At 72.0% G+C, this 20,532-nt stretch carries 15 protein-coding genes; 3 read left to right on the top strand and 12 right to left on the bottom strand.

Translation table 11 applies throughout. The features are described 5' to 3' along the window. Nucleotides 1-459: 459 nt before the first annotated feature. A complete protein-coding gene (locus tag ACFYY6_RS16160) occupies nucleotides 460-1,467 on the bottom strand; it encodes a stage II sporulation protein M (RefSeq protein WP_351522840.1) in 1,008 nt (335 codons plus the stop codon). 120 nt (nucleotides 1,468-1,587) lie between these two features. Between ACFYY6_RS16160 and ACFYY6_RS16165 the strand changes: the two genes are divergently transcribed. Beyond that, entirely contained in the window at nucleotides 1,588-2,619 is a 1,032-nt protein-coding gene (locus ACFYY6_RS16165; RefSeq protein WP_351624221.1) for an RDD family protein, read from the top strand. Between the two features lie 61 nt (nucleotides 2,620-2,680). On the opposite strand, the gene ACFYY6_RS16170 is transcribed toward ACFYY6_RS16165, so the two are convergent. The 8 genes from ACFYY6_RS16170 to ACFYY6_RS16205 all read right to left on the bottom strand — a co-directional run bounded on the left by ACFYY6_RS16170 (nucleotide 2,681) and on the right by ACFYY6_RS16205 (nucleotide 11,777). Beyond that, complete coding sequence (locus tag ACFYY6_RS16170; protein WP_351624219.1) at nucleotides 2,681-3,292, bottom strand: hypothetical protein; 612 nt, start codon at nucleotides 3,290-3,292, stop codon at nucleotides 2,681-2,683. 201 nt (nucleotides 3,293-3,493) lie between these two features. Beyond that, complete coding sequence (gene ahcY, locus ACFYY6_RS16175; RefSeq protein WP_351522841.1) at nucleotides 3,494-4,951, bottom strand: adenosylhomocysteinase; 1,458 nt, start codon at nucleotides 4,949-4,951, stop codon at nucleotides 3,494-3,496. Between the two features lie 545 nt (nucleotides 4,952-5,496). Beyond that, the gene (locus ACFYY6_RS16180; protein WP_351522836.1) at nucleotides 5,497-6,519 is read right to left on the bottom strand and encodes a cation diffusion facilitator family transporter; all 1,023 of its coding nucleotides are present in this window, start codon (nucleotides 6,517-6,519) and stop codon (nucleotides 5,497-5,499) included. 96 nt (nucleotides 6,520-6,615) lie between these two features. Then, nucleotides 6,616-7,794 carry a mannose-6-phosphate isomerase, class I gene (manA, locus tag ACFYY6_RS16185; RefSeq protein ID WP_351522834.1) on the bottom strand — a complete coding sequence of 393 codons (1,179 nt, stop codon included), beginning with the start codon at nucleotides 7,792-7,794 and terminating at the stop codon, nucleotides 6,616-6,618. A gap of 289 nt (nucleotides 7,795-8,083) precedes the next feature. Further along, complete coding sequence (locus tag ACFYY6_RS16190; protein ID WP_351624215.1) at nucleotides 8,084-9,220, bottom strand: SIS domain-containing protein; 1,137 nt, start codon at nucleotides 9,218-9,220, stop codon at nucleotides 8,084-8,086. A 201-nt stretch (nucleotides 9,221-9,421) separates the two neighbouring features. Continuing rightward, entirely contained in the window at nucleotides 9,422-9,604 is a 183-nt protein-coding gene (locus ACFYY6_RS16195; protein ID WP_073791360.1) for a Trm112 family protein, read from the bottom strand. Nucleotides 9,605-9,806: 202 nt separating this feature from the next. Beyond that, complete coding sequence (locus tag ACFYY6_RS16200) at nucleotides 9,807-11,192, bottom strand: phosphomannomutase/phosphoglucomutase (RefSeq protein WP_351624213.1); 1,386 nt, start codon at nucleotides 11,190-11,192, stop codon at nucleotides 9,807-9,809. A 207-nt stretch (nucleotides 11,193-11,399) separates the two neighbouring features. Continuing rightward, on the bottom strand, nucleotides 11,400-11,777 hold the full coding sequence (locus ACFYY6_RS16205; protein ID WP_351522831.1) for a DUF3499 domain-containing protein: 378 nt from the start codon (nucleotides 11,775-11,777) through the stop codon (nucleotides 11,400-11,402). Between the two features lie 321 nt (nucleotides 11,778-12,098). On the opposite strand from ACFYY6_RS16205, the gene ACFYY6_RS16210 reads away from it, so the two are divergent. Further along, a complete protein-coding gene (locus tag ACFYY6_RS16210) occupies nucleotides 12,099-12,542 on the top strand; it encodes a metallopeptidase family protein (RefSeq protein ID WP_073791377.1) in 444 nt (147 codons plus the stop codon). Between the two features lie 156 nt (nucleotides 12,543-12,698). Here ACFYY6_RS16210 and ACFYY6_RS16215 read toward each other — a convergent pair whose 3' ends face one another. The 3 genes from ACFYY6_RS16215 to ACFYY6_RS16225 form a co-directional block, all read right to left on the bottom strand. Next, nucleotides 12,699-14,267, bottom strand: a complete 1,569-nt coding sequence (locus tag ACFYY6_RS16215; RefSeq protein ID WP_389193645.1) for a DUF5719 family protein — start codon at nucleotides 14,265-14,267, stop codon at nucleotides 12,699-12,701. Next, nucleotides 14,264-18,241 carry a glycosyltransferase gene (locus ACFYY6_RS16220; RefSeq protein WP_389193648.1) on the bottom strand — a complete coding sequence of 1,326 codons (3,978 nt, stop codon included), beginning with the start codon at nucleotides 18,239-18,241 and terminating at the stop codon, nucleotides 14,264-14,266. The genes ACFYY6_RS16215 and ACFYY6_RS16220 overlap by 4 nt, the downstream gene beginning before the upstream one ends. Before the next feature lie 599 nt (nucleotides 18,242-18,840). Further along, nucleotides 18,841-19,104 carry a WhiB family transcriptional regulator gene (locus ACFYY6_RS16225; RefSeq protein ID WP_030927001.1) on the bottom strand — a complete coding sequence of 88 codons (264 nt, stop codon included), beginning with the start codon at nucleotides 19,102-19,104 and terminating at the stop codon, nucleotides 18,841-18,843. Nucleotides 19,105-19,851: 747 nt separating this feature from the next. On the opposite strand from ACFYY6_RS16225, the gene ACFYY6_RS16230 reads away from it, so the two are divergent. Then, on the top strand, nucleotides 19,852-20,433 hold the full coding sequence (locus ACFYY6_RS16230) for a cysteine dioxygenase (RefSeq protein WP_389193651.1): 582 nt from the start codon (nucleotides 19,852-19,854) through the stop codon (nucleotides 20,431-20,433). Nucleotides 20,434-20,532 lie beyond the last annotated feature (99 nt).

The following is a 20,532-nucleotide window of genomic DNA, read 5'->3' on the forward strand; positions in this document are numbered from 1 at the left end:
TCCGGTCCAGGCTTTCCTCCGGGCTTTTCCCTTCGGTCTTGCGTTTCCGACTCTATCAGACTCTTTCGTGTCCGATTCCCGGTCGAAGCGGGTTCACCTTCCGGGTCCCACGCTTTCGCGCTTTTCCCTTTCGGCTTTTCCAACCTTACCAGATTCTTTTCCGTTCCGTTTCCGGTCCGAATTTCAATTCCGGTGGCCGCTGGAAGGCCTTCACCTTTCGGCTGATTCGACTTTATCAGAAGCATCCGACCGTTCTGGACGGTTATGCGATCCGAATTGAGAGAATCAAAGATCCTGCAGAAATTACATTCCCGCAGAGATGCGATTGTAGAGGCTAACCGCCTGGCCCGGACCTGTCCAGTCCGTGGCAACCGTTAGAATCTACCTCCCCACGCCGACCGTGTCAACAGCCTCCTGGGGAGATGAGCAGACTAGCAGGTCAGCGGGGGTGCATGCACATCAGGCTGCGACCGGCAGCTCGGCGCTGCGTTCAGAGACGTCGATGTCGCCCCGGTCCCCTGCTCGCGATGCTCGGCCGCCCAGGACGTAGACGTACACGAGGAAGGCCGCCTCGGCCGCGATGCCGATGGCGATACGGGTCCAGGTCGGTAGGCCGGAAGGCGTGACGAAGCCTTCGATGACACCCGAGACGAACAGGATCAGGGCGAGGCCGATGGCCATGCCGATCGCCGCCCGGCCCTGCTGGGCGAGGGCCGAGCGGCGGCTGTACGGGCCCGGGTCGATGACCGTCCAGCCCAGGCGGAGACCGGTGCCCGCCGCGACGAAGACAGCAGTGAGTTCGAGGAGACCGTGCGGGAGGATCAGCCCCAGGAAGACGTCCAGCCGGCCGGCCGACGACATCAGCCCGATGCCCACTCCGAGGTTGAGCACGTTGACGAAGAGGATCCAGATCACCGGGATGCCCAGGAACGCGCCCAGGACCAGGCACATGGCGGCGGCTCTGGCGTTGTTCGTCCAGACCTGGGCCGCGAACGACGCAGCGGGGTGGCTGGAGTAGTAGGTCTCGTACTCCCCGCCGGGGCTGGTCAGGCGGCGGAGCTCGTCCGGGGCTGCGATGGCCGCCTGGACTTCGGGGTGCGTGCCGATCCACCAGCCGATGATCACGGCCAGCAGCGTGGAGAGCACCGCCGTCGGTATCCACCAGTGCCGGGAGCGGTGGACCGCGGCCGGGAATCCGGCGGTCAGGAAGCGGGTGGCGTCGCGCCACGAGGCTCGGCGGGCGCCCGTCACCGTGGACCGGGCGCGGGCCACGAGCTGGGTGAGGCGCGCGATGAGCGCAGCGTCCGGAGCGCTGGACTGGACGAGGGAGAGGTGGGTGGCCGTGCGCTGATAGAGCTCGACGAGTTCGTCGGCCTCCTCGCCGGTGAGCCGGCGTCCCCGGCGCAGGAGGTGGTCCAGACGGTCCCACTCCGCGCGATGGGCGTTCACAAAGACGTCGAGGTCCATGGTCGGCTGCTGCTCCAGGCAAGGGTGTGTTCGGGTTCGTACCGCGGCGGCGTGTTGCGGGTCAGCTTGGCAGACTGAGAGCCCGAGGGGCAGGGAAGACCGGCGAGGGATGGGGCTGGGATGAGTCAACTGGTGACCGGGGACGCGGTCGTACTGGGTCTGCAGCCGGCGAGACTGCCAAGTCGGGCACTAGCTTTGGCCATCGATCTCGTCGTGGTGGGCGCGGCGTTCTTCTTGGTGTCGATCGGACTGACCGTGGCGACGGCGACGCTGGACGAGGCGGCTTTCGCGGCGATATCCGTCGCCGCGTTCCTGCTGGTGCTGATCGGTGGGCCGATCGCGGTGGAGACGCTCAGCCGTGGTCGCTCGCTGGGAAAGCTGGCGTGCGGGCTGCGAGTGGTCCGGGACGACGGGGGGCCGATTCGCTTCCGGCACGCGTTGATGCGTGGGGCCATGGGGTTCGTCGAGATCCTGCTGACATTCGGGGTCGTCGCCTGCATCGCCTCGTTGGTGTCGGAACGGGGGCGTCGCCTGGGGGACGTGTTCGCGGGCACGCTCGTCGTGCGGGAGCGGATATCGGCGGGGCGTGGGACCGTTGTGCCGCCTCCGCCGCCGTGGCTGGTCGGCCGATTCTCCGCGTTGGATCTGTCGGCCGTGCCGGACGGTCTGTGGCTGGCGATACGGCAGTACCTGACGCGGATGCACCAGCTCGACGCGCAGATCGGCCAGTCGATGGCGGAGCGGCTGGCCGGGGAGCTGTCGACGCGGACCGGCGTTCCCGTGCCCGCGGGGGTGCCCGCTGGGGCATATCTGGCGGCGGTGGTGAACGAACGGCAGGCGCGGGACGCACGGCGGGTGGTGACCGCTACCGCACAGCCCCGGGCCGTCCCCAGGACGGCCCGGGGTGGGCCGGGCGCGTCGGGGGCGACGAGCGCGGCGGTTGGTTCGGCCGTACATGCGGAGCGAGTGGCCGGGTACACGGGGCAGGTGGGGCCTACGGAGAGCGCGAGCTCGATGGGCGTGGCCGTACCGCATGCGCCGCCCGGACCGATGTCGCCCGGGAGCGATGCGAAGACGGGTGCTCCCGCGGCCCCGGTGATGGAGAAGGACGGGCGGGGATCCGCCCCGACAGGGTTCGCCCCGCCTGCCTGACGTGGTGGAGTGTGTGCCCCGACGCGCGGTGAGCCCGTGCGAGGCGCGATGTGCTCCGGCTCTAACGCTGTGAGGGTGGGGAGTCGAGGTCCTCGAGTTCGATGCCGGGGGCCGAGAGCACGACGTCACCCGCGATGTGAACGGTGTGCCGCTCGCCCGTGTCCAGGGCGCTGACCTGGTATTCGTCCACGGTCAGGGGGCCGTTGTCAGTGGCGTGCGCTTCACTGTTCACCAGGGCCCAGGACTGGTCGACGGTGCGGGGGGCGAGGACCGGATCCGTGAAGGCGACGAGGCGGACACGGGCCGCGGGGGAATCGGGGGTGAGGCGCAGCAGTCGCGATGTCGCGACGTAGAAAGCGGGGGACGTGCCGGTGAAGGAGTGGGCGCGCACATTGCCTTCCGTGGCATGGACGCCGGTCGGGTCGGTACGGACCCAGGTGACGCCGTCCAGGGCGGCGCCACGGACCTGCCAGCTCGCGGCATGGAGTTCGAGACGGATGGGGCGGCCCAGGTCGTCGAGGGTCAGGTCGACGGAGCCGAGGGGGTCGCCGGAAGGAGCGGTGGTCCGGGAGACATAGCGCCAGCCGGAGGGGCCGGGGGCGCACTGGAAGTGTTCTTCACCGAGGAGGGTGTGGTCGTGGAGATCGTGAAGCGAATATCGACCGCGGGGCATGGGGTCCTTCGGGGTTCCTCGGGCTGAGCCGCCGCGGTACGGGGCAGGCCCCCGACACGGGGGTGCGGGGGCCTGCGCTCGTAACCGCTGCTGGGGCTGTTCCGTCTGTCGGCGGCCCAGGTCATCGGCGGCCGGTGGTGCCGCGGCCGGCCGGTGACGGTGTGCGCGTACGCGGTCGCCGACCGGCCGGAGCGAGGCGGCTCAGTAGCGGTAGTGGTCCGGCTTGTACGGGCCCTCGACCTGGACGCCGATGTAGGCGGCCTGCTCAGGACGGAGCGTCGTCAGCTTGACGCCGAGCGCGTCGAGGTGGAGGCGGGCGACCTTCTCGTCCAGGTGCTTGGGCAGCACGTAGACGTCGGTCGGGTACTCCTCCGGCTTGGTGTACAGCTCGATCTGGGCCAGGGTCTGGTCCGCGAACGAGTTGGACATCACGAACGAGGGGTGGCCGGTGGCGTTGCCCAGGTTGAGCAGGCGGCCCTCGGACAGCACGATGAGGACCTTGCCGTCGGGGAACGTCCAGGTGTGAACCTGCGGCTTGACCTCGTCCTTGATGATGCCCGGGATCTTCGCGAGGCCGGCCATGTCGATCTCGTTGTCGAAGTGGCCGATGTTCCCGACGATGGCCTGGTGCTTCATCCTGGCCATGTCGGTAGCCATGATGATGTCCTTGTTGCCCGTGGTGGTGACGAAGATGTCGGCCTTGTCGACGACCTCGTCGAGGGTGGTCACCTGGTAGCCGTCCATCGCCGCCTGGAGGGCGCAGATCGGGTCGATCTCGGTGATGATCACGCGGGCGCCCTGGCCGCGCAGCGACTCCGCGCAGCCCTTGCCGACATCGCCGTAGCCGCAGACGACCGCGGTCTTGCCGCCGATGAGGACGTCCGTGGCGCGGTTGATGCCGTCGATCAGGGAGTGGCGGCAGCCGTACTTGTTGTCGAACTTGGACTTGGTGACGGCGTCGTTGACGTTGATCGCCGGGAAGAGGAGGGTGCCGTCGCGGTGCATCTCGTAGAGCCGGTGGACACCGGTCGTGGTCTCCTCGGTGACGCCGCGGATCTCGGACGCCAGCTGGGTCCACTTCTGCGGGGACTCACCGAGGGTGCGGGTCAGCAGGGCGAGGATGTGGCCGTACTCCTCGCTGTCCGCCGTCGACGGGTCCGGGACCGCGCCGGCCTTCTCGAACTCGACGCCCTTGTGGACGAGGAGGGTGGCGTCACCACCGTCGTCGAGGATCATGTTCGGGCCGCCGGTGGCGGTGTTCGGCCAGGTCAGAGCCTGCTCCGTGCACCACCAGTACTCCTCGAGCGTCTCGCCCTTCCAGGCGAAGACCGGGACGCCCTGGGGGGCGTCCGGGGTGCCGTTCGGGCCGACGGCGATGGCGGCGGCGGCATGGTCCTGGGTGGAGAAGATGTTGCAGGAGGCCCAGCGGACCTGGGCGCCGAGGGCGACCAGGGTCTCGATCAGCACGGCCGTCTGCACGGTCATGTGCAGCGAACCGGTGATGCGGGCACCGGCCAGCGGCTGGGCGGCGGCGTACTCCTTGCGGATCGACATCAGGCCGGGCATCTCGTGCTCGGCGAGGGTGATCTCCTTGCGGCCGAACGCCGCGAGGGAGAGGTCGGCGACCTTGAAGTCCTGCTGGTTGGCGACCGTTGTCATAACGGGCTGCTCCTCGTGGTGGGTGTCGAGGTGGGCGGCTGGCTCTGCGGGCACGCGGGCACACGGATGCCCGGGCATTCGCAGCGCAGTCCGTCGGAGGCCCTCTCTCCCTCGGCCGGCCCGCGTGCGCGGACCGATCGACCGCCATCAGCAGCGACGTCTGACACTGCCGTCGAATCTACACCGATCGCCCCGGGCGCTCCCAGCCCGCCCGAAATCGCGAGTGGCCGGAAGCGGGCCGTGGACACGGCCGGGCCAGGCCGGAAACGGACAGGGAACGGCCGAAAGAAACGGACCGGAAGGGACCGGGAAAGACCGGATGGGGATCCGGGAGGGATCAAGAAGAGGCCGGAGAGGGGCGGAGCGGGAACACGGGGCGGGGCCCGCCTGCGGCTGCGGCAGGGGCCGAGGCAGCGGGCAGGCAGCTCGAAGACCGTGCGTCCGAAGACCGTGTGTCCGAAGACCGTGTGTCCGAAGAACCATGGATGCGGCCCGAAGACCGCGGGACGGGCCGGAAGGGGACAGCGGATGGGCCGCTGGACGGGTCAGTGGCCGGAATTCGCCGGGGTGTCCGGGGTCTTCCCGGAGGGCGTACCCGGGCCGGCCTCCGGTGCCCCGCCCGGGGTCTTGCCAGGGTTGGCGCCGGCCGCGGCGGCCGCCGCGCTGTAGATGTCCGGCTCCAGATAGATGACGCGGGCGATCGGGACGGCTTCGCGGATGCGTGCCTCGGCGGCGTTGATGGCATGGGCGACCTCGGAGGCGGTGTCGTCGTGCCGCACCGCGATCTTGGCGGCGACCAGCAGTTCCTCCGGGCCGAGGTGGAGCGTGCGCATGTGGATGACGCGGGTGACGGTGTCGCCGTCGACGGCCGCTGCCTTGATCTTCTCGACCTGGTCGGCGCCGGCGGCCTCGCCGAGCAGCAGGGACTTGGTCTCGGCGGCGAGCACGATCGCGATGATGATCAGCAGGGCGCCGATGCAGAGGGTGCCGATGCCGTCCCAGACGCCGTCGCCGGTCGCGAGCGCCATTCCGACACCACCGAGGGCGAGCACCAGACCGATCAGTGCGCCGAAGTCCTCCAGGAGCACGACGGGGAGTTCGGGGGCCTTCGCCCGGCGGATGAACTCCCTCCACGACAGCGAGCCGCGGGTCTCGTTGGACTCCTTTATGGCGGTGCGGAAGGAGAAGCCCTCGGCGATGATCGCGAAGACGAGAACGCCCACCGGCCAGTACCAGGACTCGACCTCGTGCGGGTGCTTGATCTTCTCGTAGCCCTCGTACAGCGCGAACATGCCACCGACCGAGAACAGCACGATGGAGACGAGGAAGGCGTAGATGTAACGCTCGCGGCCGTAGCCGAAGGGGTGCTGGGGGGTCGCCTCGCGCCGGGCCTTCTTGCCGCCGAGCAGCAGCAGTCCCTGGTTCCCCGAGTCGGCGACCGAGTGGACGCTCTCCGCGAGCATCGACGACGAGCCGCTGAACAGGAACGCGACGAACTTGGCCGCGGCGATCGCGAGGTTGGCGCCGAGTGCCGCCACGATCGCCTTGGTTCCGCCTGACGCACTCATGGGTGCCTGATGTCCCTTCGTCGGTTCTTCGGTGTTGCGGCCCTGGGCGCCGCGGTACGGCCGGACATTGTTGCAGCCGCCGGTGCGGAAGGTTCGTCAGGCCACCACTGTGGCCCGGAACAGAGTTCCCATACCAGACACTTCGGTCTTCTCGCCGGCAGGCACGAAGACCGAGGCGCCGGGGGTGAGGCCGATCGTGCCCGCCTTCGGGGCGCCCGCGGTGCACAGCAGGATCTGCGGGGTGCTCCGGGTCAGGTCGACGGGTTCGGCCCCGGGCGACAGGTCGAAGCGCGAGAGCCGGAACTCGTCCACGGGCGTCTCGTACAGTTCCTCGCCGGACGGGGACGCCTCGGGGCGCAGGATGCCCGGTTCGGTCGGCTCGAAGCGGACGACGCGCAGGAGTTCGGGCACGTCGACGTGCTTGGGCGTGAGTCCGCAGCGCAGCACGTTGTCCGAGTTCGCCATGATCTCGACGCCGAGGCCGTCGAGGTAGGCGTGCGGGACGCCGGCACCGAGGAACAGGGCCTCGCCGGGCTGGAGCTCCACGTAGTTCAGCAGCATCGCGGCGATGACGCCGGGGTCGCCGGGGAAGTGGTGGGCGATCCGGGCGTACGGGGTGAGGGCGCCGCCGAGGCGCTGCGCCGCGGCCGCTGCCTCGTTCACGGTCTCGGCGGTCTCCGCGGGGTCGGCGCCGAGGACCGCGGTGAGGACCTCGCGCAGGGCCGCTTCCTCGGGGTGGGCGCCGAGAAGGTCGGCGTACGGCTTGAGCGAGTCGACACCGAGGGCCGCCATCGTCGCGGCGGCCTCGTCGGGCCTGCGGAAGCCGCACAGACCGGCGAAGGGGGTGAGCGCGCAGATCAGCTCGGGTTTGTGGCTGGCGTCCTTGTATGTGCGGTGGGGGGCATCGACCGGGACGGAACGGCGCTCCTCGTCCGCGTAGCCGCGCCGGGCCTGGTCGAGGTCGGGATGGACCTGGAGGGAGAGCGGAGCACCCGCGGCGAGGAGCTTGAGGAGGAAGGGCAGGTGGGGGCCGAACTTGTCGACGGTGGCCCGGCCCAGTTCGCCCTCCGGATCGGCGGCGATGACCTCGGCGAGGGACTGCTCTCGGCCCGCCGCGGCGCCGGTGGTGCGGGTGAGGCGGGAGGGGGCGCCGGGGTGGGCACCCATCCACATCTCGGCCTGGGGTTCACCGGTGGGGGCGACGCCGAGCAGCTCCGGGATGGCGGTCGTGGAGCCCCAGGCGTACGGGCGGACGGTGTTGGAGAGCCGGTCCATGGTTCGTCCTCGTGCTCGTGGGATGTATGAATCCCCGTGGGTGCGCGGATCAGGGGTGTCTGGGGCAGTGTGGTGTGCGGGGCGGCTCGGATGGTGTCGTGGTGGTGGCCGGGCGGTGTGCGGATGCTGTACGGGCGGGTGCGGTGATCGGACGGTGCGGTGGCCGGGCCCGGGGCCCCGCTCTCCGGGAAGCGCTTTCCAGGATGCCAGGGCTGGGGGTGGACCGTTTTCCGGGTCGGGACGCACCCCTCGTCCGGGGACGGTGCTCCGGGCGAGGGGTGCGGAGGGGTCAGGCGCGGGCTGACGACGCCAGCGCCAGGTAGACGGCGGCGAAGTCGGTGACCGCGAGAAGTTCGGCGAGGGCTTCGAGTGCGGTGCCGTCCTCCGGTTCGAGTTCGCTGATCGCCGTGTCGTGGCCGAGGGCCAGTTCGCGGGCGGCGGGGGCGGCGCTGAGGCCGCCCGCCGGGCGGTCCCGGAGCAGGACGACGCGGGTGTGCAGGGGTTCCGGCTCCTCGACCCGGTCACGGAAGAAGTCGTCGGGGTCGGCGCCGGCCGCGAAGGCACCCGCCAGCAGCGCGCCGTGGGCGGGAAGGGCCTCGGGGAGTTCGGCGGCGAGGGCCGGACGGCCGGACAGTTCGGCAAGCACCGCGGCGAACCGGCGGCCCACCGGGCCCGCCGTGTCCCCCTCGGTCCAGACGAGGGGGAGGCTGTCGGCGAGCTCGGCGGCGAGGGTCTTCGCCGGGTTGCTGTACGTGGCGATGGCCGGGCCACAGCGTTCCGCGGTGCGGTCGAGGCGGTCGGCGACGCCCTGGAGTTCCTGGGCGGACGCGGTGACCAGGCCGACTTGGTCGAGCAGTGCGAGCAGCGGGGTGAACAGTGCCCAGAGCGTGCCCGGCCCGGCCGCCGACGTCTCCGCGTCGTACTCGCCGTAGGGGGCGGTGGCCATCGGTACGACGAGACCGCGCGCGCCGTCGATCGCCTCGCGCAGCGGTGACTGCCGCGGAGCGACCGCGACGACGCTGCAGCCGCGCCGGTACGCCTGTTCGGCGAGGAGGGAGAGGCCCGGCTCGGAACCGTCGGCCGTGACGATCAGCAGCAGGTCCACCGAGCCGGCCCAGCCGGGCAGCGCCCAGCGCAGGGCACCCGCGGCGGGGGCGACCCCGGTGGGGTGGATGCGGGTGACGGGCGCGGAGGCGCCCGCGAGGGCGGTGATCAGGTCGGCGACGCCCGCCGCCGCGGTGCCGGAGCCCGCGAGGAGCACGGCACGGGGGCGGCCCTCCGGGTTCAGCCCGGCGATTCCGGCCTCGGCCGCGTGCCGGGCGGCGGTGCGGACCCGAGCTCCGGCCTCGGCGGCGCCGCGGAGCAGACCCCGGCGGTCGGCCCGTGCCAGGGCGTCCGGGGCGTCGAGCAGCGACTCGTCGAGCATGGGGACGGTCCTCCGATCACCTGCTGATCACGATCACCTGCTGATCACCGCGCGGCCTCGGGCACGGATGCCACGAGGGCACGGATGCCGTGAAGGCACCGACGCCGCGGGGCGCGGATGCCGTTCACTCGGGCACGCGTACCGCTCAGGCGGCCACGTGCACCACCGCCGGGCGGATGCCGCCGCCCGGGGCGGACCCCGTCATCGGGGGCGACGGGCCTCGTCGACGAGGAGGACCGGGATGCCGTCCCGGACCGGGTAGGCCAGGCCGCAGTTCTCGCCGGTGCACACCAGCTCGGGGCTGTCGGCCGCCGACCGGTCGTCGAGCGGGGAGTGACAGGCCGGGCAGGCGAGGATCTCCAGAAGGCCGGCTTCGAGCGGCATGGGCGGGGTCCCTTCAGGCGTCTTCGGGCATTCGGTCAAGCGGTTCGCCCGCGCGCGGACCGGGCGACGTCAGCCTACCGCCGGGGTGCGGTGGGCGCGGCCCGGGTGGCGCGGCCCCGCCCGGTTCCGGCGGCCCCGCTCGCCGGGGCTCGCCCGTCGGTGCCGCGCACGAGTGCGCGTGTCGGTGCCCCGGCGCTGGTCGTCAGTCGCCGGACGGGCCGGGGACGGCCCGGACAACGGCCAGCACCTCGTCCCGTACGGCGGTCATCGTCCGCTCGTCGCGGGCCTCGACGTTCAGGCGCAGCAGCGGTTCCGTGTTGGAGGCCCGCAGGTTGAACCACCAGTCCGGGCCCGTGACCGTCAGGCCGTCCAGCTCGTCGGTCGTGACGCCGTCGCGGGGCGCGAAGGACGCGCGTACCGCCGCCGTACGGCCCGGCTGGTCGGCGACCGTGGAGTTGATCTCGCCGGAGCCGGTGTAGCGGTCGTACTGGGCGACCAGTTCGGACAGCGGCCCGGGCCGGCTCCCGAGCGCGGCCAGGACGTGCAGCGCGGCGAGCATGCCCGTGTCGGCGTTCCAGAAGTCGCGGAAGTAGTAGTGCGCGGAGTGCTCGCCGCCGAAGATCGCTCCGTGCGCGGCCATCTCCGCCTTGATGAAGGAGTGGCCCACACGGGTGCGGACCGGGGTGCCGCCGTGTTCGCGGATCACCTCGGGGACCGAGAGCGAGGTGATCAGATTGTGGATGACAGTGCCCCGGCCGCCGTTGCGGTCGAGTTCCCGGGCGGCGACCAGGGCGGTGATCGCGGACGGCGAGACGCCCCTGCCGCGTTCGTCGACGACGAAGCAGCGGTCCGCGTCGCCGTCGAAGGCGAGGCCCAGGTCGGCGCCCTCGGCCACGACGCGGGCCTGGAGGTCGACGAGGTTCTTCGGGTCGAGGGGGTTGGCCTCGTGGTTGGGGAACGTGCCGTCGAGCTCGAAGTACATCGGTACGAGGTCGACCGGGAGGCCGCCGAGGACGGTCGGCACCGTGTGGCCGCCCATGCCGTTGCCCGCGTCGACGACGACCTTCAGCGGGCGCATCGACGAGAGGTCGACGAGGGACAGCAGGTACGCGGCGTAGTCGGTCAGTGTCTCGCGTTCGGTGACGGTGCCGGGGGTGACGACCGGTTCCGGTGCCCCGGCCTCGGACCATTTCTCGACCAGGGTCCGGATCTCGGCGAGACCGGTGTCCTGGCCCACGGGTGCGGCACCCGCCCGGCAGAGCTTGATGCCGTTGTACCGGGCCGGGTTGTGCGAGGCGGTGAACATCGCGCCGGGGAGACCGAAGCTGCCGGAGGCGAAGTAGAGCTGGTCGGTCGAGCAGAGACCGATCAGGGTGACGTCCGCGCCGCGTGCCGCCGCGCCGCGGGCGAAGGCCGCCGAGAGGCCCGGCGACGAGGGCCGCATGTCGTGACCGATCACGATCGCGTCCGCGCCGGTCACCTCGACGAACGCCGCCCCGAAGTATTCGGCGAGCGATTCGTCCCACTGGTCGGGCACCACCCCGCGCACGTCGTACGCCTTCACGATCTGCGACAGGTCAGCAGCCACGGGCCGGTCCTCCTGAGTTCTCTGCGGTCCGCCCAAACTACCCGGCGCCCGTTCCAGCAGGTCCCGGGGGATCCGGCGCCTCAAAACGGCTCGGGTGCGACGACTTCGCGAGAGCCTTCCCGACGACCATGACGACCCCGGGTCCGGGAACGACGGTCGGGCGGGAAGGAGCCGGCCGACAGGAGAACCGGCCGGGGTGAGGAGCGGTCAGGAGTCCGGGGAGCGGAGCACCCGCAGATGGCCGCGGCGCGCGACCTCCATCGGGTCGGCGGTCTGCGGGCCGCCGTTCCTGCCGTCACCGCCACGGTCGTGCGGACGCGCCGCTTCCCGTACGGCGTTGGCGAGCGCTTCGAGGTCGTCGCCGCTGGGGCGTGTGGGGGCGGAGGGGTCGGAGAGACGGACGACTTCCCAGCCGCGTGGTGCGGTCAGCCGCTCACTGTGCTCGGCACAGAGGTCGTAGCAGTGGGGCTCGGCGTAGGTGGCGAGCGGGCCGAGGACCGCAGTCGAGTCGGCATAGACGTACGTCAGTGTCGCGACGGCAGGGCGGCCGCACGCGGTGCGCGAACAGCGACGTACAGGGCTCACGATGTTGGACGGTACCGCACTCTTGAGCGGGCTGCGACGACTCTCCCCCAGGTCACCCCACCGTGTCGCCCTGTGACCTCTGGCACAACTGTCTTTCGGACAACCTTCTGACCTGCGAGGAAACAGAGAAACGCAGGTCACGGCGGCAACGATTCCGGTCGCCCCTCGACACAAAAGCTGTCATTCAGCAGGAGAACACCGGTCGCGAGCCGGGCTTGAAACGGCCTGCTGTTTGGCCGGATTGTTCATGATTGGACAGGCCGACGCTCCGTCAGCAAGCGGCGATCCGTACGCCCCGGCGGGGGTTACGCTGCGTCGGTGATGGACAGTCCCGTGCCTCCCCACCCCTCCGACCCCCGCCCACGCCGTCGTGACCGTCACGGCCGCGGCATGCGCGGGCCCCTGGCACCGCCTCAGGTGCCGCTGTCGGTGAGCAGGGCGGAGAGCTTCCGCGATCTCGTGCAGGATTCCGTGGAGCGGCTGGAACGGCGCTGGCCGCAACTGGCCGATGTCGACTTCATGGTGCTGGACGTGCCCTCGGCCGATGCCTCGGAGGTGCGGGCGGAGACCGTACCTCTGGGACGCGCGACGTCCGCGGAGAAGAACCGGCCCGCGCAGATCGTCGTCTACCGCCGGCCCGTCGAGATCCGCGCCAAGAGCCGTGACGAACGTGCCCTGCTGGTGCACGAGGTCGTCGTGGAGCAGGTCGCGGACCTGCTCGGGCTCTCGCCGGAGTCGGTGGATCCGCGGTACGGCCAGGAGTAGCGGAGCCGGCGGGCACGGCGGGACCGGAGAGGGCGGAAAAATCAGAGGGGTCGGCGGGAACGGGACGGCGCGGCGGCCGGGCCGCCCCCACCGGGACACCCCGACCACCGCGCCGCCACGTCCGGTCGCTCGCCGCGTCCGGTCGTCCAGTTGCGTTCAGTCGTCCAGGACCGACAGGTCCTGGACCGCGTCGGGCACCGCCACCGTTCCGCGGTCGTCCGACAGCGTCTGCACGGTGAACATCTGGACGCCGTCCTGCGGGAGGCTGAGCGTGCGGGCGGCGTGGACCGGTCCGCCCGACTCCGTACGGACCGTCAGCGCGTAGCCGCCCTTGAGGCCCGACGGCACGGGTGGGGTGACCGCGAGGGTCGTACCGCCCTTGACCGTGTACGTCTTGACGACCTGTTCGCCGCCCTTGCTGCCCGCCGAGGCGATCACCTTCACGGTGCCGGTGGCACCGGGCGCGGTGAGCGAGAGGGTCGACCCCTTGGCCCGGTTGTCCGCCGCCGTCGTCTGCGCCCCCACCGGACCGGCCGCCGGGATGTAGCCGGCCTCCCGGCCGGCGCCCTTGCCGCGGACCACGCGCAGCGCGGCCACCACCGGGGTGCCCTCGCCGCCCTTCGTCGGGCTCAGCAGCAGTGAGCCGGGTTCGCCCCTGGTGACGTCCTTCAGGTCGACGCCCGCCGTCATCCGCGACTTGACGTGCAGGCTCTCGTTCCCGACCGGTGAGATCGGGCCGCCCGGGCTGAGCAGCTGGACCTTCAGGTCGGCGTCGTCGTCGCCGGGCGCGAAGGCGACCAGACGGACGGATGTGGCGTCTGCCGGGATGCCCGGGAGCACCAGGGTGCCGTTCGGGGAGACGGAGGCGGCCAGCCAGTCGCTGCCGGTCGTATCGTCCGCGGTCCTCACGGCGGCGCCGACACGTCCAGTGCGGGTGGTGACGTGGGCGGTCACGTCCTCGACCGCCTCGCTGGTCAGCGTCGAGATCAGGACGCGGACGCCGGAACGGGCGGGCACCGTGATGCCCTCGCCGACGTCCGACTTGAGGCTGCCGTCCGGGCCGTACAACTCGATGTCGGCGACGGCCGCGGTGTCGTCCGGGTTGGTGAGGTGGACATAGTCCTCGCGGGACTTCGCGGTGCTCACGGCCGGGAACCAGAAGTCGGCGCCCGGCGAGGTGCAGCTGACGCCGAGCAGGCCGCGGGCGCCCGCCTCGACCACGGTGGTCTGCTGGGCGGCCCATCCGGGGGCCAGGCGCCCGGTGGCGGTGCCGACCAATGCGGGGGCGTCGGCCCCGGAGACCTCGGCGGTGACCGGCTTGCCGGGCTCCTTCAGGGAGAGGACGGGCTTCGGGGAGTCCGTCTTCCTGTCGCCCTTGCCGTCGTCCTTGTCGTCCTTCTTCTTGTCCTCCTCCTTACCGGCGTCACCCTTTCCGGTCCCGCCCGTGGTGCCGTCGGCCGTGGCCGCCGTGGACGGCGTCAGTTCGGCCGTACCGGCCCCGCCGCCTCCGACGTCCGCGGCCGGGGTGTAGGCGGTGTATGTCGTCTCGGCGAGGTCCGAGCGGCCGGGCGCCGGGCAGAGCAGGCTGGACCGTTCGACCGGCAGCCGGGTGGCCGCCTTCGGTTCCGCCGCGCTCGTGTCACCAGGCGCGGCCAGCGCGGCGAATCCGGTGACGGCGGCGAGGGCTACGGTGCCCGCGATGAGGGACAGGCTGCTGGACTTCACTCGGACTCGCCTCGCGATGCGTTACCGGTCGGCCACGGGTTCTGGCCCGGGGCGGTGTTCTCGTCGGGGTTCTGCGGTTCGTACCCGCCCTGCCCGCCGTAGCCGGCGCGGGTGTCGTAGGAGGCCGCCTGCGGGTCGTACTGCGGGACCTGGGGGTCGTACTGCTGGTGCTGCGGGTCGTACTGCTGGTGCTGCGGGTCGTACTGCTGGTGCTGCGGGTCGTATCCGTACGGGTCGTAGGCGTTCGGGTCGTAGGTGTGCGTGGTGTAGGCGTTCGGGTCGTAGGTGTGCGTGGTGTAGGCGTTCGGGTCGTAGACGTTCGGGTCGTGGGCGCCGTTCTGCGGGTACGGGTCAGCGGTGTGCCGGTGCTCCTGCGGCGTGCCGTATCCGGCGTCCTGGTAGGGGGCGTTCGGGTACGGCTGGTGGCCCGCGTCCTGGTACCGGCCCGCGTCCCATTCGCCGTACTGCTGCTGCGGAACGGCGTACGGGTCGCCTTCGGCACCGGGGGCGAAGCCGTCCCGGGTCCCGTCGGTGTCCGGGGCGAAGCCGTCCTGCCCGTCCGCCCGGGGCGCGTAGGTCTCCTGACCGTCCGGCCGGCCGGGCTCGGGTCCCGTTCCCGGTTCGGCGTTCTGCTGGGCCGGGGCGTATTCCCCCGCGGCGTCCTCGGCGCTCCCGCCCACGCCTCCGGCCGAGGCGGCCTCGGCCTCCGCGCGGGCGGCGGCGCGGAGCCTGCGGGACCGGCGCCCCTCGCCCTCGGCCGGTTCCGCGGCCGCGGCCATGCCCTCCTCCGGGAGGTCGTCGTCGATCTCCCGGCGACGGCCCGGCAGCGCCATGACCACCAGCACCACGGCCAGCGCGCACTGGGCCCAGATCCAGGCGGTGTGGGTGAACGGCGCGTCGTACGTCAGGTCCAGGCTGCCGCCCTCGGCGGGCAGTTCGAAGCCCTGGGCCCAGCCGTCGACGGTCTTCGGGGTCAGGGCGCGTCCGTCGAGCGTGGCGCGCCAGTTCGGGTCGGCGGCGTCGGCGATCCGCAGCAGACGGCCGGGGCCGCCCGCCGGAATCTTCGTGTGCGCCTCGACGGGGAGGGAGCCCACCGGCAGCTGCTCGCCGTCGGCACCGGACGGGACGATCATGATGCGCGCGACCTGCCGGTCGACCCGCCACAGCGCGCTGCCGTCCAGTTGGCTGAGCCTGCTGAGACCGGGGGTCGTGTCCAGGACCCGGCTCATCTCCTTCGGGGCCCCGTCGCGGACCAGGACGTAACGGATCGCGAACCCGCTGAGCTGGCTGCCCTGGTCGGCGCCGGAGCCCGCGACGAGGTTGGCGACGACCTTGTCGAGGTGGCTGTTGCTGCCGCCCGCCTCGATCAGTTCGGCGTCGCCGAGCCGCGCGCCGGAGCCGCGCACCAGGGTGTACGAGACGGTGGCGGGCGAGGTACCGCCGAGGACGAGGGTGCGCGGCTGGTCGCGGGTGGTGCTCTCCTCCGCGACGAACGCGGGCACCTGTACCGGGTCGCGGCGCTCCAGCGGGCCCGCGGCGCCGCCGATCATCCACCCTGCGGCGGCCAGCACCGGAGCGAGGCCCGCGGCGAGGGCGATCAGCGCGGCGACGGGCTGGCGCCAGCCGAAGCTGAGTTCGGCGACGCGTACCCGGGCGCCGTCCGCACCGACCAGCGCGGCGGCGATCAGCGCGATCCCGTAGACGAGCGTGGCCGGGCCCGCCCAGGCGGAGCCGTTGGTGAGCGCGGCGAAGAACAGCGCCACCAGCGCCACCGCCCACGCGGTGCGCACCGCGAACTGCCGCTCCGCGCGCAGCAGCGCGGCCAGCGCCGCCAGCACGACGCCGAGCAGCAGCACGCCGCCCGCGGCCTTGGGGCCGCCGGGGCTGATGCCGAGCAGGTCGAGCGCGGAGGCCGTGCCCGTACCGAGGTCGAGGCCCGCCTCCTTCAGGAAGCCGGACGGGGCGGCGAGGAGCGAGAGCGACCACGGCGCGAGGACCAGCAGCGGCGTGCCGATCGCGGCGAGGAAGCGGAGGCCGTACGCGGCGATGTCCTGGCGGCGCAGGACGAGCACACCGATGCCGAGGACCACGGCCATCGGCCACACGACGGGGGTGAACGCCATCGCGACGGTGAGGAGCAGGGTGTACGTCCAGGTGGCGCGCCAGCTGCCGCGCGCGTCGCCGGTGGCGCGCATGCCGTGCGCGGAGACGGCGGCGCGGGCGATCAGCGGGAGCAGGACGGCGAGTACGGCGGTGCCGAGGCGGCCGGTCGCGAGCGCGCCGGTCGCGGCGGGCAGGAAGGCGTACGCGACGCTCGCCCAGGCACGCAGCAGTCGGGACGGGAGCAGCGGGCGGGAGGCGAAGTACGCGGTGAGTCCGGCGAGCGGGACCGAGCAGACCAGCAGCAGCGTGAGCGCGAAGCCGGTCGAGCCGAGGAACAGCGCGGACAAGGCCGAGAGCACGGCGAGGTAGGGCGGTGCGGTCTGGGTGCCGCCGGTACCGACCGGGTGCCAGCCGTCCGCGTACCGGCCCCACAGGTCGGAGACGTCGGCGGGCGCGGGCAACAGGGCGCCGCCCGCGAGCGCACCGCCGCCGAGCAGGCCGCGGCAGGCGACGAGCGAGACGAGGAGGAGGACGGCGAAGAGCACCGGGCCGGGCTTGCGCCCGATCCGCTTCAGCCGCGCGAACTGTTCGATCTCCAGGAAGTCGGCGTCGTCGCCGCCGGGGCCGGACTCCACGGCGCCGTGCCGCGAGCCGCCCGAATCGGCGTCGGACCGGTTGCCGAGGTTCCCGGCGATCTGGTCGACGGTGGCCCGGACGGTGGCGCCGGGCGGCGGGAACAGACCGCGCAGTTCGGCCTGGTCGACGACGCCACCGGCGCGGGCGCGGCGGGCGGCGAGGATCCGTCCGGGGCGCAGCAGGGTGCCGACCAGCCCGGTGATCTCGTCGAGCGCCTGGCCGGGCACCTTGCCGACGAGGTAGGCGAGGGCGCGCAGGAGGCTGCCGACGACGAGCCGCAGCAGCACCCAGGGCAGCGCCTTGCCGCGGGCGTTGGCCAGCATCGTGTAGACGGCACCGGCCTTGTCGACGCGGTGCGGGGAGGCGACTGAGCGCCCCACGCAGTCGATGGGGCGGCGCTCACGGGCGGACGCCTCGGCGTGCCGGAGGACGGCGTCGGGGGCGACCAGGACCCGGTGTCCGGCGACGTGCGCGCGCCAGCACAGGTCGACGTCGTCGCGCATCAGCGGGAGCGCGCGGTCGAAACCGCCGAGCTCCTCCCAGACGTCACGGCGGATCAGCATCCCGGCGGTGGAGACGGAGAGCACGGTACGGACCTGGTCGTGCTGTCCCTGGTCCTGTTCGCGCCGGTCGAGGCCGGTCCAGCGGCGGCCGCTGTTGGCGATGGAGACGCCGACCTCGAGGAGCTGCTTGCGGTCGTACCAGCCGCGGAGCTTGGGGCCGACGATCGCGGCGTGCGGGTCGTTGTCGACGACCCGCAGCAGCTCGGCGAGCGCGTCGGGCGCGGGCGCGCAGTCGTCGTGGAGCAGCCAGAGCCACTGCACGGGTTCGCCGTGCGGGAGCTCGGGGAGGTCGTAAGTGTCGTCGCGCCAGGTCTTGGTGACGGGGTCCCAGTTGCCGGGCCGCTTCAGGTAGGGCAGGTCCTCGGGGGTGAGGACGCCGGCCGTACGGGCCGCCTCGTCGACGGCCGCGCCGAAACCGGTGCGCCGCGCGAGGTGCAGGACGCGGTCGGCGCCGAGCGCCTCGGTGACCAGCCGGGCGGAGTCGTCGGCGCTGCCGGTGTCCGCGGCGACGGCGTTCTGTACGGGGCGTTCCTGCCCGAGCAGTCCGGCGAGCGCGTCGGGCAGCCAGCGCGCGCCGTCGTGGGAGACGAGCACGGCGGTGACGACATGCCGGGGGAACTCGGGGGCGACGGCAGCCGCGTACGGCGCCGTCGTTTGGCTGTGCACGGACATCGAGGTACGGGCCCTCCGGCCGGGTCCGGGGGCGATTCCCCCGGGGGCTGCATCGGTGTACGCGCGCGCTCCGTCGGGGCGTTGGCGCGTCTCGGACGGGGCCCCACACTAACCGGTACGGCTCACCCCGGTGGCGCCGAGCGCTCGGACGGGGGGCCGCGACGGGCGGTGCCGGGGGACGCGCGAGCGGGCGGCGGGCTGCCCCGGGTGTGCACGGGAGCGGCGGCGGGCAAGCCCCGGGCGACGCGCGAGCGGGCGGCCCGGCGGGGGCGGGTGCCACGAGAACGGGCAGCCGCACATGGTGATGGCCCGTCGTCCGCGGGCGGGTGGCGGGCGACGGGCCATGGTCGTGACGGCGCATCCGGCTGTTCGGCCGTCGGTTGCCGGTTGCTTGTTCCTGGTTGCCGGTCGTCGGCCACCGGCTCTCGATTGCCGGTCGTCCGTCGTTCGGTCTTCGCGGTATGCGGGTCCCGTACGGGCTCCGCCCCACGCGCGCTCGCGGCGCTCCGACGCCGTCGCTCCCTCGCCGATCCTCACCGATCCGCTCCGCCCGCCGGGTGCGCACGCGGCGGGCCGGGCGGACGGTGGGCGCGATGGCGTCAGACGGCGGCCTTCTTCAGGCGCCGCCGCTCACGCTCGGAGAGTCCGCCCCAGATACCGAAGCGTTCGTCGTTGGAAAGGGCGTACTCAAGGCATTCGGACCGCACTTCGCAGGCGAGACAGACCTTCTTGGCCTCGCGGGTGGATCCGCCCTTCTCGGGGAAGAAGGACTCGGGATCGGTCTGGGCGCACAGTGCGCGCTCCTGCCAGCCGAGTTCCTCGTCCGCGTCCTCGACCAGCAGTTGCTGGAACAGCTCGGTCATGTGCGCCCCTCGTCTGTCTCTTGCGTCCCCGTGATGCAGCCGTTGCTGATTACGGCCGAACGACACGAGTGAAATTACAAGTGTGTATCTCCAGGCCAGTCAAGCGAGGATCTGCTATTGGCTCCGGTATTCACTCTGCGGAACCAAGGGTATGCGGAAAGTGTGCAAATCAGCAAAAAACTGACATCTGACGTGGACCGCATCACACCCCCTCATCGAGAGAGACGAGCGGGACCGCCTCCACGTTTCGGGCCGGCCGCCGAAGCGATCAAGATCACAGATAGATCACGAGGTCCCAACGACGTTTGCCGGCGCGGTTGATGCGCCACATCTCCGCCACCGTGGCCGAATAAACCTTTCTGCACCTCAAAGCAACCAGTTGGGGTGAATCATTACCCACAAAACGGACATCAAGTTGACAGGTGAAGGCGGCAACCGGTCTCCTTGGTCCCATGCCAGCGACCGCAGCGACGTACGCCACCCACGTCCGTGGGTTCCGCACGGCTGTCCAGGCCCGCTGTTGCTGTTCCAGCTGTCACAGCTGTTGATGCCGTAGGGCTCCGGCTCCGATCCAGCTCCTCCCGCGAGGTTCCCGCCGCAGAGCGTCTTCGCAGAGCGTGTCCACCAAGAAGGCTCCTCAGCCGTCCGCAGAGGCTCCCTTCCGACGCTCGCACGGCCTCCGGTGGCTCTCCCACCTCTCCGCGACACCCGCACACGCACCCCACGCCGAGGAAACCGACCGCTTCCATGAACAGCGACAGCGACCTCCAGATCGCCGGCGACATCCTTGAGGTCCAGCACCTCCTCCAGCCCGCACGCGAGCACCCGTCCACCGTGGCCGAGTTCGCCGGGCTCGCCCGCCGCATCGCCTCCGACCGCACGCAGTGGGCGCCACTCGTCCAGTACGACGCCACCACCCGCTGGTACCACCGGCTGCGCGCCGTTGCCCCGGCCCCCGGCTCCTCCCGCCCCGGGGAGTCCTCGGCCGGTTACGAGGTCTGGCTGCTGAGCTGGCTGCCCGGTCAGGGCAGCGGGCGCCACGACCACGGCCCGTCCTCCGGGCTGCTGACCGTCCTCGACGGCCGGCTGACCGAGCACACCGAGCGCGGCGCCCGCGCGCTGGCCCCCGGAGCACAGCGCGTCTTCGCGCCCGGCTCCGTGCACGAGGTGATCAACGACTCCCTCGAACCGGCCGTCAGCCTGCACATCTACTACCCGGGCCTGACCGAGATGCCGATGCACACGGCGCACTGCACCCCGGTGACCGCGAACGCCTTGCCCGTGGCCGCGAGCGCCGTACCCACGGTGGCGGACGCCGTACGCGGCTGACGTCCGCCCTCACTCGCGGACGGCCATCCTCTGCCCGTCGCCCGTCGCCCGTCGCCCGTCGCCCTGACAAGGATCAGGCTCCGCCTGACAGACTGTCGG

The sequence above is a fragment of the Streptomyces sp. NPDC001750 genome (assembly GCF_042892615.1).
GTDB lineage: Bacteria > Actinomycetota > Actinomycetes > Streptomycetales > Streptomycetaceae > Streptomyces.